General features: G+C 64.0%; 15 protein-coding genes. 12 read left to right on the forward strand and 3 right to left on the reverse strand.

Annotated elements, in window-relative coordinates:
* Positions 1-110: 110 nt before the first annotated feature.
* Complete coding sequence (locus YUA_RS0108250; protein ID WP_027530245.1) at positions 111-2,207, reverse strand: 3-hydroxyacyl-CoA dehydrogenase NAD-binding domain-containing protein; 2,097 nt, start codon at positions 2,205-2,207, stop codon at positions 111-113.
* 129 nt (positions 2,208-2,336) lie between these two features.
* Here YUA_RS0108250 and YUA_RS0108255 point away from each other — a divergent pair, with 129 nt between their 5' ends.
* From YUA_RS0108255 to YUA_RS0108295, 9 genes are all read left to right on the forward strand, one after another.
* Positions 2,337-3,203, forward strand: a complete 867-nt coding sequence (locus tag YUA_RS0108255; RefSeq protein WP_027530246.1) for an IclR family transcriptional regulator — start codon at positions 2,337-2,339, stop codon at positions 3,201-3,203.
* 66 nt (positions 3,204-3,269) lie between these two features.
* Positions 3,270-4,067 (forward strand): ABC transporter ATP-binding protein, encoded by a 798-nt coding sequence (locus YUA_RS0108260; protein WP_027530247.1) that lies wholly within the window; start codon positions 3,270-3,272, stop codon positions 4,065-4,067.
* Positions 4,064-4,777 carry an ABC transporter ATP-binding protein gene (locus YUA_RS0108265; RefSeq protein ID WP_027530248.1) on the forward strand — a complete coding sequence of 238 codons (714 nt, stop codon included), beginning with the start codon at positions 4,064-4,066 and terminating at the stop codon, positions 4,775-4,777. The genes YUA_RS0108260 and YUA_RS0108265 overlap by 4 nt, the downstream gene beginning before the upstream one ends.
* 226 nt (positions 4,778-5,003) lie before the next feature.
* The gene (locus tag YUA_RS0108270; RefSeq protein ID WP_027530249.1) at positions 5,004-5,882 is read left to right on the forward strand and encodes a branched-chain amino acid ABC transporter permease; all 879 of its coding nucleotides are present in this window, start codon (positions 5,004-5,006) and stop codon (positions 5,880-5,882) included.
* Between the two features lie 2 nt (positions 5,883-5,884).
* Positions 5,885-6,904, forward strand: coding sequence for a branched-chain amino acid ABC transporter permease (locus YUA_RS0108275; RefSeq protein ID WP_027530250.1), 1,020 nt, complete (start codon positions 5,885-5,887; stop codon positions 6,902-6,904).
* A 28-nt stretch (positions 6,905-6,932) separates the two neighbouring features.
* Positions 6,933-8,162, forward strand: a complete 1,230-nt coding sequence (locus tag YUA_RS0108280) for an ABC transporter substrate-binding protein (RefSeq protein WP_027530251.1) — start codon at positions 6,933-6,935, stop codon at positions 8,160-8,162.
* Positions 8,163-8,281: 119 nt separating this feature from the next.
* A complete protein-coding gene (locus YUA_RS0108285; protein WP_027530252.1) occupies positions 8,282-9,508 on the forward strand; it encodes an ABC transporter substrate-binding protein in 1,227 nt (408 codons plus the stop codon).
* A 225-nt stretch (positions 9,509-9,733) separates the two neighbouring features.
* Positions 9,734-10,963 carry an ABC transporter substrate-binding protein gene (locus YUA_RS0108290; RefSeq protein WP_027530253.1) on the forward strand — a complete coding sequence of 410 codons (1,230 nt, stop codon included), beginning with the start codon at positions 9,734-9,736 and terminating at the stop codon, positions 10,961-10,963.
* Between the two features lie 202 nt (positions 10,964-11,165).
* Complete coding sequence (locus tag YUA_RS0108295) at positions 11,166-12,449, forward strand: glycerate kinase (protein ID WP_027530254.1); 1,284 nt, start codon at positions 11,166-11,168, stop codon at positions 12,447-12,449.
* 48 nt (positions 12,450-12,497) lie between these two features.
* On the opposite strand, the gene YUA_RS0108300 is transcribed toward YUA_RS0108295, so the two are convergent.
* Positions 12,498-13,031 carry a MarR family winged helix-turn-helix transcriptional regulator gene (locus tag YUA_RS0108300; RefSeq protein ID WP_027530255.1) on the reverse strand — a complete coding sequence of 178 codons (534 nt, stop codon included), beginning with the start codon at positions 13,029-13,031 and terminating at the stop codon, positions 12,498-12,500.
* 177 nt (positions 13,032-13,208) lie between these two features.
* Here YUA_RS0108300 and YUA_RS0108305 point away from each other — a divergent pair, with 177 nt between their 5' ends.
* From YUA_RS0108305 to YUA_RS0108315, 3 genes are read left to right on the forward strand one after another with little or no spacing between them, the layout of a single operon-like run.
* Positions 13,209-14,249 carry a branched-chain amino acid ABC transporter permease gene (locus YUA_RS0108305; protein WP_027530256.1) on the forward strand — a complete coding sequence of 347 codons (1,041 nt, stop codon included), beginning with the start codon at positions 13,209-13,211 and terminating at the stop codon, positions 14,247-14,249.
* Between the two features lie 7 nt (positions 14,250-14,256).
* Positions 14,257-16,026: an ATP-binding cassette domain-containing protein gene (locus YUA_RS0108310; RefSeq protein ID WP_063627779.1), complete on the forward strand. Its 1,770-nt coding sequence runs from the start codon at positions 14,257-14,259 to the stop codon at positions 16,024-16,026.
* Entirely contained in the window at positions 16,023-16,754 is a 732-nt protein-coding gene (locus YUA_RS0108315) for an ABC transporter ATP-binding protein (RefSeq protein WP_027530258.1), read from the forward strand. Before YUA_RS0108310 ends, YUA_RS0108315 begins: the two co-directional genes overlap by 4 nt.
* On the opposite strand, the gene YUA_RS0108320 is transcribed toward YUA_RS0108315, so the two are convergent.
* On the reverse strand, positions 16,755-17,297 hold the full coding sequence (locus tag YUA_RS0108320; RefSeq protein WP_027530259.1) for a disulfide bond formation protein B: 543 nt from the start codon (positions 17,295-17,297) through the stop codon (positions 16,755-16,757).
* Between the last annotated feature and the right edge of the window lie 115 nt (positions 17,298-17,412).

The raw sequence follows: 17,412 nt of genomic DNA on the forward strand, positions 1-17,412 counted from the left end.
CACAGACCGTCATTCCGGGGCGATGCGAAGCATCGAACCCGGAATCTCGAGATTCCGGGTTCGCCCTGTGGGCGCCCCGGAATGACTGAGAATTGGAGCGCAAGGCACCATCACGCCGCCTTCGACGCCGCAGCCAGCGACGCGAACGTCTTGCCTTCGGCCGCGAGCTTCTTCAGCAGCGGGGCGGGCTCGAGGCTCGGATCGCTGGTCTCCTTGGCGTAGAAGGCGAGGCGATCGGCGATGTGCTTGAGGCCGACGGTGTCGGCCCAGAACATCGGGCCGCCGCGATAGATCGGCCAGCCATAGCCGTAGAGCCAGACCACGTCGATGTCGGAGGGCCGCGCCGCGATGCCTTCTTCGAGGATCTTCGCGCCCTCATTGATCATCGGATACATCATGCGCTCGAGGATCTCGTCGTCGCTGACGATTCGCTTCTTGCGGCCGAGACGGAGCAGCGTCTCGTCGATCAGCTTCTCGACCTCCGGATCCGGCAGCGGCGCGCGGGAGCCTGCCTCGTACTTGTAGTAGCCCTTGCCGGTCTTCTGGCCGAAGCGGCCGGCTTCGCACAGCGCGTCCGCGATCTCCGACTTGATGCCGCGATCCTTGCGCGAACGCCAGCCGATGTCGAGACCGGCGAGATCGCCCATCGCGAACGGCCCCATCGGCATGCCGAACTTGGTGACGACCGCATCGACCTGCTGCGGCAAGGCACCTTCGAACAGCAGCTTTTCCGACTGCTTGCCGCGCTGGGCCAGCATGCGGTTGCCTACAAAGCCGTCGCAGACGCCGACCACGGCCGGCACCTTGGCGATCTTGCGCGCGATGGTGACGGCGGTCACCAGCGCATCCGGCGCGGTCTTGTCGGCGCGCACGATCTCGCACAGCTTCATGACGTTCGCGGGCGAAAAGAAGTGCATGCCGAGCACGTCCTGCGGACGCTTGGTCGATTTTGCGATCTCGTCGATGTTGAGATACGAGGTGTTGGAGGCGAGCACCGCGCCCGGCTTGACGTATTGGTCGAGCTTGCCGAACACTTCCTTCTTCACCGCCATGGTCTCGAACACGGCCTCGATGACGAGGTCGGCATCGCCGACGTTCTCGATGCCGACCACGCCGTTGATCAGCGCCATGCGCTTGGCGGGCGCGTCAGCGGGGATGCCGCCGCGCGCCGCGGTCGCTTCCCAGTTCTTCTGCATGATGCCGAGGCCGCGCTTGAGCTGCTCCTCGCCGGTCTCGATCAGGGTGACGGGAACACCCGCATTGGCAAAGGACATCGCGATGCCGCCGCCCATGGTGCCGGCGCCGAGAATGGCAACACGGTTAACGGGGCGCGACTTGGTGCCCTCAGGCACGCCCGCGATCTTGGAGGCTTCGCGCTCGGCGAAGAAGGCATAGCGCTGCGCCTTGGACTGGTCGCTGGCGACGAGCTTGAGGAACCCCTCGCGCTCCTTCTTCAGACCTTCGTCGAACGGCAGGTCGATGGCGTAGCCGACCGCATCGGCCGCCGCGAACGGCGCTTCCAGGCCGCGCGACTTCTTGGTCATGGCAGCAACCGCATTGGTGAAGATCGAGCGGTCCGCCTTGGCAGCTGCGATCTTGGAATCGTCGTCGCGCAGACGGCGCAGCGGACGCTTCTCGGCCAGCAGCTTGCGGACAAAGGCTTCGCCGCCGGAGGCCGGGCCTTCGACGATCTCCTCGATCAGGCCGTGCTTGAGGGCCTCGGCCGCACCGATCGGATCACCACCGACGATCATCTTGACCGCGAGCTCGGGACCAACCGCGCGCGGCAGGCGTTGCGTGCCGCCGGCGCCCGGCAGCAGGCCGAGCTTCACCTCGGGCAGGCCGAGCTTTGCCTCCTTAACAGCCACGCGGAAATGACAGGCAAGCGCGACCTCGAGGCCGCCGCCGAGTGCGGTGCCGTGGATCGCGGCCACGATCGGCTTCGGCGAATTCTCCATTTCGGCCAGCACCTCGTTGAGGCCCGGCGGCTTCGGCGGCTTGCCGAATTCGGTGATGTCGGCTCCAGCAATGAAGGTGCGGCCGGCGCAGGTCAGCACGATGCCCTTGATCGCGGGATCGGCGATTGCGGCCTTGATGCACTCCAGAATACCACTGCGGACTGCGGCACTCAGCGCATTGACCGGAGGGCTATTGACCGTGACGATCCCGACTTCGTCATGACGCTCAAGCTTGACCACTTCGCTCACGGTTTCCCTCCTTGGTGGGGATTTACTTTTGTTCGATTTCGCGGTGCGGAATTTAATTCCGCATCTTGACGGCAGGGTTATTTTGAAGCACGTGGCTTGTCAACGACTCCGCGCAAGAGCAGATCAGGGATGAAGCGTACAGGAAAGAAGACAGCGACCGATCGGAATTTCGTCGTCGCGCTTTCCCGCGGACTGGATGTATTGCGCGCATTCCAACCCAATGACGGCCTTCTCGGCAATCAGGAGATTGCGGCCCGCACCAATCTGCCGAAGCCGACCGTGTCCCGGCTGACCTACACGTTGACCAAGCTTGGCTATCTTGCGCCGGTTCCCCGGTTCGAAAAGTACCAGCTCACACCTGCCGCGATGTCGCTTGGCTATGCCGCGCTGGCCAATCTCGGTGTTCGGCATTTGTCCGAGCCATTCCGCGAGGAATTGATGCGCGCGACCGGCGGCGCCGTCGCCGTCGGCGGCCGCGACCGTCACAGCATGATCTATTTCGGGCAGAGCCGCGGCAGCGAGACGGTTGGCGTTCAACTTGACGTCGGCTCTCGCGTGCCGATTGCAACCAGCGCGATGGGCCGCGCCTATTTCTGGGCGCTAGACGACGAGAACCGCGCTGAAGTCACGCGCATCCTGCGCGAACATTACGGCAGCCGCTGGCCCAAGATGCGCGACGGACTGGAACGTTCGGGCGAGACGGTCGCGAAATACGGCTTCGCGATGTCGGTCGGCGATTGGCACGATGACATCGGCGCCGCTGGCGTCGCGCTCAAGCTCAACGACGGAACCGGACCTTACGCCTTCAATTGCGGTGCACCCGCATTCCGTTTTACGGAAGAGCGCTTGATCAACGACATTGGACCGCGACTGCTGGCGATGGTAAGGAACATCGAAGCGGCACTTGGGGGTCTGATGCCGCAATCCAAAAAAGAAGTCAGCAAAAAGCTGAAATCAGGAGGAAAAGTTGCGCGTGTGGCCGAGGGGATCAGATAGCCTTTGTCATCATCGGGAGCGGTTTGCATCGCCCCATCGCCCACCGACGTGTGTGGGCGAGACGACATGACGCAGGCACAGCTCGCGCAGGGGACATCGCCCCTGCTCGCCGTTCGCGACGTCAGCGTCGTGTTCGGCGGCATTGTCGCGCTCAACGGCGTGTCGTTCGACATGCACCAGGGCCAGATCCTCGGGCTGATCGGCCCCAACGGTGCCGGCAAGACCACGCTCTTCAACTGTCTCTCCCGTCTCTACCAGCCGTCGTCCGGCGACATCCTGATGGAAGGCGCGAGCATCCTGAGGCGCCCGCCCCACCGGATCGCCGAGATCGGCATCGGCCGCACCTTCCAGAACGTGGCGCTGTTTCCGAACCTCTCGGTGATGGACAATGTCCGCGTCGGCGCTCATTCGAAGACCTCCAGCGACATCATCAGCGACTCCCTGAGGCTGGCCTGGGTCCGGCGCAGCGAGACCAGCGTCAACAAGAAGGTGCACGAGATCCTCGCCTATCTCGATCTCGAGGACGTCGCCCACACCACCGTCTCCGGCCTCCCCTTCGGCACCCAGAAGCGCGTCGAACTGGCGCGGGCGCTGGCGGCGGACCCGAAGATCCTGCTGCTCGACGAGCCGGCCGGCGGCCTCAACCACGAAGAAGTCCACGTCCTCGGCGACCTCATCCGACGCATCCGCGACGACCGCGGCATGACCGTGCTGCTGGTCGAGCACCACATGGGCCTCGTGATGTCGATCGCCGACCACGTCGTCGCGCTGAATTTCGGCAAGAAGCTCGCGGAAGGCACGCCCGCCCAGGTGCAGGTGGACCCCGACGTCATCAAGGCCTATCTCGGGAGCAAGGACCAATGACGACGCTGCTCAACGTCAAGGACCTGCGCGCCTATTACGGCCAGGTCCAGGCGCTCCATGGCCTCTCGTTCTCGCTCAGCGAGGGCTCGCTCGTGACGCTGCTCGGGGCCAACGGCGCCGGCAAGACCACGACGCTGCGCGCGATCTGCAACATGGTGCGCTCCACCGGTGGTATCGAGTTCGACGGCAAGCCGCTCAACAACCGCTCCACCGAGAGCATCGTGCGGTTTGGCATTGCGCACGTGCCGCAGGGCCGCGGCACCTTCACCACCATGACGGTGGAGGAAAACCTTCAGCTCGGTGCCATCACGCGCAAGGACAATGCCGGCATTGTCTCCGACATCGAGCGCATGTATGCGCATTTCCCGGTGCTGAAGCAGCGGCACACCCAGCAGGCCGGCACGCTCTCCGGCGGCGAGCAGCAGATGCTCGCGGTCGCGCGTGCGCTGATGCTGCGGCCGCGGCTGATGCTGCTCGACGAGCCGTCCTTTGGCCTTGCGCCGCTCGTCGTGCGCGACCTGTTCGGCATCCTCGGCAAGATCAACCGCGAGGACAAGGTGTCGATCCTTGTGGTCGAGCAAAACGCCCAGCTCGCGCTCGAGCTCGCCGACCAGGCCTATGTGATCGAGACCGGCCGTATCGTGATGTCGGGCAATGCCAAGGACATCGCGAACAACGAAGAAATCCGCAAATCCTATTTGGGTTACTGAGGTGGGTGCATCGATGGCATCGATCTATCCGCGTGCTCGGTCCACCTCTCCCGAAGGGAGAGGTGGATTTGCGAAAGCAAATCGGGTGAGGGGTTACGGTCTCTCGTTGGAGCGGCGCCCCCTCACCCGGATTGCTTCGCAATCCGACCTCTCCCCGTTGGGGAGAGGTGTGGTCGCCGACGCCGTACCCGCTCAACTCGCAGTGTTCTAGGGGAGCCCGAGGTCCATGGAGCTTTTCACCAACCAGGTCCTGGCCGGGATTGCCACCGGCGCCATCTACGCCTGCATGGCGCTCGCCGTGGTCATGATCTACCAGGCGATCGACCATCTCAACTTCGCGCAGGGCGAGATGGCGATGTTCTCGACCTTCATCTCCTGGCAGCTGATGCAGTGGGGCGTGCCCTATTGGGCCGCCTTCGTGATCACGCTGGCGCTCTCCTTCGTTGGCGGCATCGCGATCGAGCGCATCCTGTTCAAGCCGCTGGCGAAAGCGCCGATCCTGACCAACGTCGCCGGCTTCATCGCGCTGTTTGCGATCATCAACTCCTCGGCCGGGCTGATCTGGGACTTCACCATCAAGCAGTACCCGACCCCGTTCGGCTCGGCGCCGTTCCTCGGCAGCCAGCTGATCTCGACCCACCAGGCCGGCATGATCGGCGTCACCGTGCTGCTGCTGCTCGGCCTCTATTTCTTCTTCCAGTACACCAGGATCGGCCTCGCCATGCGGGCCGCCGCCTCCGTGCCGGAGTCAGCCCGGCTGGTCGGCATCAACACCTCCTGGATGATCGCGCTGGGCTGGGGCATGGCGACCGCGATCGGCGCCATCGCGGGCATGCTGATCGCGCCGGTCGTGTTCCTCGAGCCCAACATGATGGGCGGCGTGCTGATCTACGGCTTCGCCGCCGCGGTGCTCGGCGGCCTGACCAGCCCGTTCGGCGCCGTGGTCGGCGGCTTCCTGGTCGGCATCTTCGAGAACCTCGCCGGTACCTACATTCCCGGCGTCGGCAACGAGCTGAAACTCCCGATCGCGCTCGCGCTGATCATCTCCGTCCTGGTCGTCAAACCCGCTGGTCTGTTCGGCCGGCACATCGTCAAGCGAGTTTGATCATGAGCGCAGCAGAAGACGTCGTCGCCGAAGGCCACGAGGCGGTCGAGGCCGTTCCGAAGCGGGCCATGACACTGGGCATGGGCACCTCGCTGGTGGTGCTGCTGCTTCTCGTCGCCGTTCCGCTGTTCGCGAAGAACTTCGTGATCTTCCAGCTGACCCAGCTGCTGTATCTGGGTCTCGCCGTGCTGGCGCTGAACATCCTGACCGGCGGCTCGGGCCAGTTCTCGCTCGGCCAAAGCGCGTTCTACGGCATCGGCGCCTACGTCACCGCGGTGATGATGGAGCAGTTCAACATCCCGTACTTCCTCTGCCTGCCGGTCGCGGGCGTGGTTTGCTTCGGTGCCGGCTTCCTGTTCGGACAGCCGGCGTTGCGTCTCTCCGGCGTGTATCTTGCGCTTGCGACCTTCGCGCTCGCCACCGCGATGCCGCAGCTCCTCAAGCTGAACTTCCTCGAGCACTGGACCGGCGGCGTGCAGGGCCTTGTCGTCACCAAGCCCGACGCGCCGTTCGGCCTGCCGATGTCGCAGGACATGTGGCTTTATTATTTCACGCTCGTCGTCGTGCTCGCGATCTACATCTTCTCGGTCAATTTGCTGCGCTCCCGCTCGGGCCGCGCCTTCATGGCGATCCGCGACAACGAGATCGCGGCCTCCGCCATGGGCGTCAACGTCGCGCTGTACAAGACGCTGGCCTTCGGCGTCTCCGCCGGCATCACCGGCGTTGCCGGCGGCTTGAGCGCGATCGCGGTGCAATTCGTCGCGCCTGACAGCTTCACCATCACGCTCGCGATCCAGCTGTTCCTCGGCATGGTCGTCGGCGGCGTCGGCTGGCTGCCCGGCTCGATCGTCGGTGCCGCCTTCATCATCTTCGTGCCGAACATCGCGGAGGGCATCTCCAAGGGCCTCTCCGGCGCCGTGTTCGGCGTGCTGCTGTTCCTGGTCATCTACCTCGTGCCGCATGGCGCAAGGCAAGTCGCGATCCTGGGCCAGCAACTCGCCGGACGGCTCAGAAGAAACTAAAACTCTTGGATTAATGAAGGAGACCAAATTGCTTTTCGGAAGAACACTGCGAACCACCGCGCTCGTAACGGCGGTCGCGACTCTCACCTCCGGCGCAGCACTCGCCCAGAAGAAATACGACACCGGCGCGTCCGACACCGAGATCAAGATCGGCAACATCATGCCGTACAGCGGTCCGGCGTCGGCCTATGGCATCATCGGCAAGACCGAAGAAGCCTATCTCAAGATGATCAACGACAAGGGCGGCATCAACGGCCGCAAGATCGTCTACGTCACCTATGACGACGGCTATTCGCCACCCAAGGCGGTCGAGCAGGTCCGCAAGCTGGTCGAGAGCGACGAGGTGCTCGCCGTGTTCAACCCGCTCGGCACACCCTCGAACACCGCGATCCAGAAATATCTCAACGCCAAGAAGATCCCGCAGCTTTTCGTCGCCACCGGCGCCACCAAGTGGAACGATCCGAAGAGCTTCCCCTGGACCATAGGCTGGCAGCCCTCCTACCAGAGCGAAGCGCAGATCTACGCGAAATGGCTGATGAAGGAAAAGCCGAACGCCAAGGTCGCGATCCTCTATCAGAACGACGATTTCGGCAAAGACTACCTCAAGGGCACCAAGGATGGTTTTGGCGCCAAGGCTTCGTCGGCGATCATCATGGAGGAGAGCTATGAGGTCTCCGAGCCGTCGATCGACGGCCACATCGTCAAGATCAAGGCCGCCAATCCCGACGTGCTGCTGATCTACGCGACGCCGAAGTTCGCGGCCCAGACCATCAAGAAGACCGCCGAGCTCAGCTGGAAGCCGCTCCAGATCCTCACCAACGTATCGATCTCGGTGGGCAGCGTGATGAAGCCGGCCGGCTTCGAGGCCTCGCAGGACGTGCTGTCGGCGGCCTATGCCAAGGACTCGACGGACCCGCAGTGGAACAGCGACACCGGCATGAAGAAGTGGAACGAGTTCGTCGACAAGTACATGCCGGGCGCCGACAAGTCCGACACCGGCATGGTCTACGGCTATGGTGCCGCGTCGACCCTCGTCAAGACGCTGGAAATGTGCGGTGACGACCTCACCCGCGCCAACCTGATGAAGCAGGCCGCGAGCCTGAAGGACTTTGCACCGGACACGCTGCTGCCCGGCGTCAAGATCAACACCAGCGCCACCGACTTCGCCCCGATCTCGCAGCTCCAGATGCAGCGCTTCAAGGGCGAGAAGTGGGAACTCTTCGGCGAGATCATCAGCGGCGACGTCGCCACCGAGTGACGCGCTGACGCCAGAGTCCAAGCCTGAAAAGCCCCCGCGAATGATCGCGGGGGCTTTTTGTTGACGTCGTGCATCAATCTTGTTCAATGCGGCGCCGATCCAGGTGGGGTGGGAGAGCAATGACTGTCGTTCGATTTCAGGTTGCGGCGCTTTCGGCCGCATTCGCGTTGTGCACTGCGATGAGCAATCCCGCGTTGGCACAGGAGTCCTACGACAGCGGCGCCTCCGATACCGAGATCAAGATCGGCAACATCATGCCCTATAGCGGCCCGGCCTCGGCCTACGCCGTGATCGGCAAGGCCGAGGAGGCCTATTTCAACAAGATCAATGCCGAGGGCGGCATCAACGGCCGCAAGATCAAGTTCATCTCGTATGACGATGCTTATTCGCCGCCGAAGACGGTGGAACAGGCGCGCAAGCTGGTCGAGAGCGACAACGTGCTGCTGATTTTCGGCTCGCTCGGCACCTCCACCAACGGCGCCATCCGCAAATACATGAACGAGAAGAAGGTGCCGCAATTGTTCGTGGCGAGCGGCGCCTCGAAGTGGAACGACCCCCAGCAATATCCCTGGACCATGGGCTGGCAGCCGAGCTACGCGAGCGAAGCCAGGATCTACGCCAAGTACATCATGAAGGAGAAGCCGGACGGCAAGATCGGCGTGCTCTACCAGAACGACGATTTCGGCAAGGACTATCTGAAGGGGCTGAAGGACGGGCTCGGCGCCAAGGCCTCGATGATCGTGATGGCGGAACCCTACGACACCTCGGAGCCGGCGATCGACGAGCACGTCGTGAAGCTGAAGGCCGCGGGCGCCGACGTTTTCATCAGCATCACCACGCCGAAATTCGCGGCGCAAGCGATCAAGAAGGCGGCCGAGATCGGCTGGCATCCGGTCCACATCATCTCCAACGTCTCGACTTCGGTCGGCGGCGTCATCGAGCCCGCCGGCTACGAGATCTCGCAAGGCATCCTGTCGGCGAGCTACATCAAGGATGGCTCCGACCCGCAATGGAACGCCGATGACGGCATGAAGAGGTTCTATAGCTTCATCGCGCAGTACAATCCGAAGGCCAACAAGCTCGATGCCGGCGTGGTGTTCGGCTATGCCGCCGCGCAGACGATGGTGAAGGTGCTGCAGATGTGCGGCGACAACCTCACCCGCGACAACATCATGAAGCAGGCGGCGTCCTTGAAGGATTTCGAGCCGGACACGCTGCTGCCCGGCATCAAGATCAACACCGCGCCCGACAATTTCGCGCCAATCGAGCAGCTCCAGATGATGCGGTTCAAGGGCAAGACCTGGGAATTGTTCGGCGATATCATCTCGAGTGACCTCGGTCACTGATCGCAACTCAGAATAGCTTTGCGCCTCCAAAGCAACTCAAGACCGTCCCACCTTCTCGCAGTTGCACAGCGCGCCTGACTACTAAAGACGCAGCCCCTGCGACGTTGTCGCGAGGGCTTTCTGTTGAAGGGCTAAGGCAAATCGTATTGAATTGCGACCGCGTCGCCAAAAACAATTACGGCAAGAAAAGGAGCGCACACACACCAAGAAAATAGGGAGACTGGAATGCCCGCTGTCACCGGCAAGCTTGCGACCGCCTCACTGGCGCTCGCGCTCATTGCGGCCTCGACCTCGATCGCATCGGCCCAGAAGAAATACGATACCGGCGCGACCGATACCGAGATCAAGATCGGCAACATCATGCCCTACAGCGGACCGGCTTCCGCCTACGGCATCATCGGGCGGACCGAAGCCGCCTATTTCAAGAAGATCAACGACGAAGGCGGCATCAACGGCCGCAAGATCAACTTCATCTCCTATGACGACGCCTACTCGCCGCCGAAGACCGTGGAGCAGGCGCGCAAGCTGGTGGAGAGCGACGAGGTGCTGTTGATCTTCAACTCGCTCGGCACGCCGCCGAACTCGGCGATCCATAAATACATGAACTCGAAAAAGGTGCCGCAGCTCTTCGTCGCCACCGGTGCCACCAAGTGGAACGACCCGCAGAACTTCCCCTGGACCATGGGCTGGCAGCCCAACTATCAGAGCGAGACGCAGATCTACGCAAAGTGGCTGCTCAAGAACAAGCCGGACGCCAAGATCGCCGTGCTGTTCCAGAACGACGACTACGGCAAGGATTATCTCAAGGGCCTGAAGGACGGCCTCGGCGCCAAGGCCGCGTCGATGATCGTCATGGAAGAAAGCTACGAGACCTCCGAGCCGACCATCGACAGCCATATCGTCAAAATGAAGTCCACCGGCGCCGACGTCTTCATGAACATCACGACTCCGAAATTCGCGGCGCAGGCGATCAAGAAAGTTGCCGAGATCGGCTGGAAGCCGCTGCACTTCCTCAACAACGTCTCCGCCAACGTCGGCAGCGTGATGAAGCCCGCCGGCTTCGAGAACGGGCAGGACATCATCTCCGCCGACTACCTGAAGGACGTCTCGGATCCGGCATGGGCGAACGACGCCGGCATGAAGGAGTTCCTGGCGTTCATGACCAAGTACTTCCCCGAAGGCGACAAGCTCGATAAGGGCACCATCGTCGGCTACGGTGTCGCACAGACCCTTGTTCAGGTCCTCAAGCAGTGCGGCGACGATCTCACGCGCGAGAACGTCATGAAGCATGCCGCCAGCCTGAAGAACTTCCGCACCGAGGTGCTGCTGCCGGGCGTGCAGATCAACACCTCCCCGACCGACTTTGCGCCGATCAGCCAGCTCCAGCTCGAGAAGTTCAAGGGCGAGAGATGGGAGCTGTTCGGTGACGTGATCAGCGCCGACGTCGGCGGCTAAACCCCCTGGGTGTGCGACAATAAAAAGCCCCCTGCGAGATGATCGCAGGGGGTTTTTGCTGCGCCGATTATGATCACGCGATTGCACAATCGAATGATGGTAAAGCCTGCTTACCCTTTTGCGCCCGATGCGCTAGGCAGGGGCATGGCGACGTCCTCGCCGTCGCTTTAGTCTGCTCACGAGTTTGCTGAAGGCCATCGTCATGACCGACCGACGTCCCCTGCTCCGCGCGCTCTATGACGCCGCCGTTGCCGCCGCCCATCCCGACACGATTCTGGCGCCGCATTTACGCCCCGCACCGAAGGGGCGCGTGATCTGCCTCGCCGCCGGCAAGGGTGCGGCCGCAATGGCTGCGGCTGCGGAGCGGCACTATCTCGACACGCTCAAGCTCGCGCCGGAGCGGCTCGTCGGCATCGCCACCACGCGCCACGGCTATGGTGTGCCGACGCGCCGCATCCGCGTCGTCGAGGCCGGCCATCCCGTTCCGGATGAGGCCGGCCTCAAGGGCGCAGCCGACACGCTCGCGCTCGCGGGCGAGGCTGGGCCTGACGATCTGCTGCTGGTGCTGCTCACCGGCGGCGGCTCGGCGAACTGGATCGCGCCGGTGGACGGGATCAGTTTTGCGCAGAAGCAGGCGGTCAACAAGGCGCTGCTGCGCTCGGGCGCGCCGATCGGCGAGATGAATACCGTTCGCAAACATCTCTCGCGCATCAAGGGCGGGCGGCTGGCGCGCGCCGGCCAAAACGCCGCCGAAATCGTGACGCTCGCGATCTCCGATGTGCCGCATGACGACGCTTCCGCGATTGCCTCGGGCCCGACCGTACCCGATCCGACCACGTTGGCAGATGCGCGCGCGATCGTCGCGAAGTACAAGCTCGCCATCGACGATGCCGTGCGCCGCGCGCTGGACGATCCCGCCAATGAAAGCTGCAAGCCGGGCGACGCCGCCTTCGCGCGCGCGTGTTTCGAATTGATTGCACGTCCGAAGCAGTCGCTTGACGCCGCGGTGAAGCTCGCGAAGGAAGCCGGCTACGAGACCATCGATCTCGGCGCCGATCTCGAAGGCGAGGCGCGCGAGGTCGCCGCCGATCACGCCAGGCTCGCTCTCGCGGCCCGCGCGCAAGGCAAGCGCGTCGCGATCCTCTCCGGCGGCGAGCTCACGGTGACCGTGCACGGCAATGGCCGCGGCGGCCCGAACCAGGAATATGCGCTGGCGCTGGCGTCTCTGCTGAAGGACACGCCTGAGATCTCGGCGCTTGCCGGTGACACCGACGGCGCCGACGGCGGCGCCGGCCATCCCACCGACCCCGCCGGCGCACTGATCGACGCGGCGACCTTTGCCAAGATGAAGGCACAGGGGCTCGCGCCGCAGCAATACCTCGACAACAACGACGCGACGACGTTCTTCGAGGCGACGGGCGACCTGTTGACGCCCGGTCCGACGCTGACCAACGTGAACGATATCAGGGTGATCCTGGTCGACTGAGGCGCCCAGTGCGCAAAAGCGCGCAAGGCGGGCGATGTCAGCCGGGCCTCAAAACTCGTTGGCGATTTTCGAGAGCATCTCGAGCAGGGCTTCGCGGTTGGCCTGCCCGAGCAGCTCGTTGAGGCGCGACTCGTGCTTGGTGGCGACGAGTTTTTTGGCGCGCGTCAGCACCGCCTTGCCCTTGTCGGTCAAAACCAGGATGTGCGAGCGGCGGTCGTTGGTGGAGCGGATCCGGGCGCAGAGGTCGCGGCTCTCGAGATTGTCGAGCATGGCGACGAAGTTCGGCCTGAGGATGCCGAGGGTAGAGGCGATCTCGGTCTGGTTACGGCCCGGGTTCTTCTCAACCAGCAGCAGCACCGAAAATTGCGCCGGCGTCAGCTGCAGCGAGGCCATGCAGCGCAAAAAGTTCTCGAACACCTTGAGCTGCGCCCGCTTCAGCACGTAGCCGAGCTGTTCCGAGAGCTCGCCGAGCTGGAGGGCTTCGGTAGAACCCTGCACCTGCCCCTCGGCGGCATCCTTGCGGCCCTTGGCCGCGTCGGACGGCTTTTCCGAGGACTTTTCAGCGGTTTTGGAAACGGTCATCGCCTCATGCTCATAATCCCGCTAAATTCGGGACGGGTCGTTCGCCGCGCTTGAGATTATATTTGATAATTGTTATGGACCATATCAAATATCGCCAGCGTATTTCAATGGCTGTGAACGGACCATCCACCGCAACCGCGGAGACCGGTCCGGATCGTTGAGGGGGAGCGTCCGGTCTTGAACACCACCATCATGCTGTTCCTGCTGCAGGACGGCATTACCAATGGCGCAATTTATGCGCTGCTCGGCCTGGCGCTGGTGCTGGTGTTCGCCGTCACCCGCGTCATCCTCATCCCCCAGGGCGAATTCGTCACCTATGGCGCGCTGACCTATGCCTCGCTGGCCTCGGGCCAGATGCCGGGCACGGCCAAGCTGGCGCTGGCCATGGGCATCGGCGCCTGCGCCTTCGACCTGTTCGCGGCCCGCAAGGCGCTGCATGGCCGGCTGATCCTGCGCAGCGTCCTCGCCAACATCGTGCTGCCTGCCATCGTGCTGGCGGTCACGCTCTATTTCGCCGGTCAGAAGCCGCCGGTCGCGGTCTGCATCGCGCTGTCGCTGGTGATCGTGGCCATGATCGGCCTCTACCTCTACCGCATCGCGTTCCAGCCGCTGGCGCACACTTCGGTGCTCGTGCTGCTGATCGCCTCGGTCGGTGTGCACCTGGCGCTTCAGGGATTGGGCCTGCTGTTCTTCGGCGCCGAAGGCCAGCGCGGTCCGGCGGTGCTCTCCGGCGCCTTCACCGCGGGCTCGCTGCGCTTCACGGGCCAGAGCCTCACGGTCTACGGCATCACCATCGCCTTCATCGTCGGTCTTTGGCTGTTCTTCGGCCTGACGCTCTACGGCAAGGCGCTGCGCGCCACCGCCGTCAACCGGCTCGGGGCGCGGCTCGCCGGCATCCGCACCTCCCTGTCGGGCCAGATCGCCTTCCTGCTGGCCTCCATCATCGGCGCGCTGTCGGGCATCATGATCGTGCCGATCACGACGCTCTACTACGACTCGGGCTTCCTGATCGGCCTTAAGGGCTTCGTCGCCGCGATCATCGGCGGCCTCGTCAGCTATCCCCTCACGGCGGTCGCAGCCCTCCTCGTCGGCATCGTCGAGGCGTTCTCGTCCTTTTATGCCTCCAACTACAAGGAGGTGATCGTGTTCATGCTCCTGATCCCCGTGCTGCTGCTGCGGTCGCTCGCAGCACCTGCCGTCGAGGAAGAGAAGGACTGACGCCAAGATGCAGAGCCGGCTTCCCATCCTCATCTTCGCAATTTTGATGGCAGCGATCCCGTTCGTCCCCGGCATGCCGCCGTTCTGGATCGTGCTGCTCGACAATATCGGCCTCGCCGCGCTGGTCGCGATGGGCCTCGTGCTGCTCACCGGTGTCGGTGGCCTGACCTCGTTCGGCCAGGCGGCCTTCGTCGGTTTCGGCGCCTACACCACGGCGCTGCTGACGACGGCTTATGGCCTGTCGCCCTGGCTGACCTTGCCGCTGTCGCTGGTGGTCAGCGGCCTGCTCGCAGTGCTGCTTGGCCTGGTTACGGTCCGCCTCTCCGGCCATTATCTGCCGCTCGGCACGCTGGCCTGGGGGCTCGGCCTGTTCTACCTCTTCAGCAAGCTCGAATTCCTCGGGCGTAACGACGGCATTTCGGCGATCCCGCCATTGTCGATCGGCTCGTTCAGGATGCTCGATCCCGGCTCGATCTACTTTGCGATCTGGGTCGCGGTCATCCTCTCGGCCCTGCTCACGATGAACCTGCTGGATTCCCGCACCGGCCGCGCCATCCGCGCGCTGCGGCGCGGCCATGTCGCGGCCGAAGCGTTCGGCGTGCACACGCCACGCGCAAAGCTCCTGGTGTTCATCCACGCCGCCGTGCTCGCCGGCCTCTCCGGCTGGCTCTACGCCCATCTCCAGCGCGCGGTGAACCCGACGCCGTTCGGGGCGCAGGCCGGCATCGAATATCTCTTCATCGCGGTGGTCGGCGGCGCCGGTTATGTCTGGGGCGGCGTGCTCGGCGCGGCGATCGTCGTGATCCTGAAAGAGGTGCTGCAAAGCTACCTGCCGCTGATCCTGCCCGGCTCCGGCCAGGTCGAAACCATCGTGTTCGGCATCATGCTGGTGGCGCTGCTCCAGCTCGCGCCCGGCGGCGTCTGGCCCTGGCTGATGTCGCTCCTGCCCGAGCGCACCAGTGGCAGGAAGCCGGACACGTCGCTGAAGCTCGAGGCGCGCCCCCGCTTACCTGGCCAGTCCGGCATCCTTCTTCACGTCGAAAAAGCGCGAAAGCAATTTGGTGGCGTGATCGCTGTCAACAACGTCTCCTTCGACGTCCAGGCCCGCGAGATCGTCGCTTTGATCGGACCGAACGGCGCGGGAAAAAGCACCACCTTCAACCTGATCACCGGCGTGCTGTCGGCGACCTCAGGCTCGATCTCTGTGCTCGGCAGGAAGGTCGATCGCGCGCCGCCGCAGGAGATCGTCAAGCTCGGCATCAGCAGGACTTTCCAGCATGTGAAGCTCGTGCCCGACATGACCGTGCTGGAGAATGTCGCGATCGGCGCGCATCTGCGCGGCCAGTCCGGCCCGCTCGCCTCGATGCTGCGTCTCGACCGCGCCGATGAAGCAAAACTGCTCGCGGAATCCGCCCGCCAGATCGAGCGCGTTGGGCTTGCCGACCAGATGCATCAGCTTGCAGGATCGCTCTCGCTCGGCCAGCAGCGCATCGTCGAGATCGCCCGCGCGCTGTGCGTCGATCCGATGCTGCTGCTGCTCGACGAGCCCGCCGCCGGCCTGCGCCACATGGAGAAGCAGCAGCTCGCGAAACTGCTGCGCGACCTGCGCGACGGTGGCATGAGCGTGCTGCTGGTCGAGCACGACATGGGCTTTGTGATGAACCTGGCCGACCGCATCGTCGTGCTTGATTTCGGCACCAAGATCGCAGAGGGCACGCCCGCCACGATCAAGACCAATCCCGAAGTGATCAAGGCCTATCTCGGAGTGGCGGCATGAGCGCGCTGTTGTCCGTCACCGATGCGCATGTCGCCTATGGCAAGGTCGAGGCGGTGCGTTCGGTTGCGCTCGAAGTCGGCGAGAACCAGATCGTCACCATCGTCGGCGCCAACGGCGCCGGCAAGACCACGCTGCTCTCGGCCATCATGGGCATCCTGCCGCTGAAGGGCCGCGTTGCCTTTGCCGGCCAGGACCTCGCCCGGCTCGACATCGAGGACCGCGTCGCGATGGGGCTCGGCCTCGTGCCTGAGCACCGCGAATTGTTCGTGACCATGAATGTCGAGGACAATCTCGAGCTGGGTGCCTTCCGCATCGAGAGAAGCAGGGCCAAGGCCTCGATGGAGCAGGTCTATGCGCTGTTTCCGCGGCTGAAGGAGCGGCGCAAGCAGTTCGCCGGCACGCTCTCCGGCGGCGAGCAGCAGATGCTCGCGATGGGCCGCGCGCTGATGGGTGAGCCGAAGCTGCTGATGCTGGACGAGCCGAGCCTGGGCCTCGCCCCGATCATCGTCGCCGACATTTTCCGCATCATCACCGAACTGCGGGCCAGCGGTGTGTCCGTGCTGCTGGTCGAGCAGAACGCGCAGGCCGCGCTGAAGATCGCCGACCAGGCCTATGTGATGGAGCTCGGCGAGTTCGTGCTGAGCGGCAAGGCCAGCGACATCGCAGCGAATGAGCGGGTGGCGGCCAGCTATCTCGGCTTCCAGCACGAAGGCACGAGCGCGATCTAGCTACCTACGGTTCGCCGTCCGCGCAAAACCCCAGGCGGCGATCGCGGCCATCAGCAGCGAGATCAGCACGTTGTAGCCGGCGAGGGAGAGGCCGAGGAAGCGCCACTGCACCTCGTCGCAGCGCACCACCTTGACGGTGTCGAGCCGCGACAGGAGATCGCCGGCGCTGCCGAGGTTGACGACCGGACCGGTGCAATCGGTCGGCCCCTGCCAAAACCCCCATTCGACGCCGGAATGGTAGGTGCCAAGACCGGCATTGGCGAGCGCCGCCAGCGCGAGGATCGCGAGCCCTGCCAGCAGCAGCGGCCGCGGCGCACCGCCCCTCGCCGCCAGCGCCGTGAGCGCACCGAGCGGGATCGCGAGATAGTAAGCGTAGCGCTGCTCGAGGCAGAGCGGACAGGGCAAGATCTCCAGGACGAGCTGGAAGAACCAGGCACCCGCAATCGTCGCCGCCGCGATCAGGGTGACAGCCAGCGAGGCGGCCAGCGCAGGCGCACTGGCGGCCGGTCGAAACGCAGGTACTGCAGCACTCTGGGTCGTCACGGCGGCCTCTTTCGGATCAGGCTTGGCTTCAAGGCTCTAACCCCCGCCCAAGCCCCTGTCGAGAACGCCCGGGATCACTTTGGCGCGGGTTGACCTCGGTTTGTCCATGGCTATA

This window comes from Bradyrhizobium sp. WSM3983, assembly GCF_000473045.1.
Taxonomy (GTDB): Bacteria; Pseudomonadota; Alphaproteobacteria; order Rhizobiales; family Xanthobacteraceae; genus Bradyrhizobium.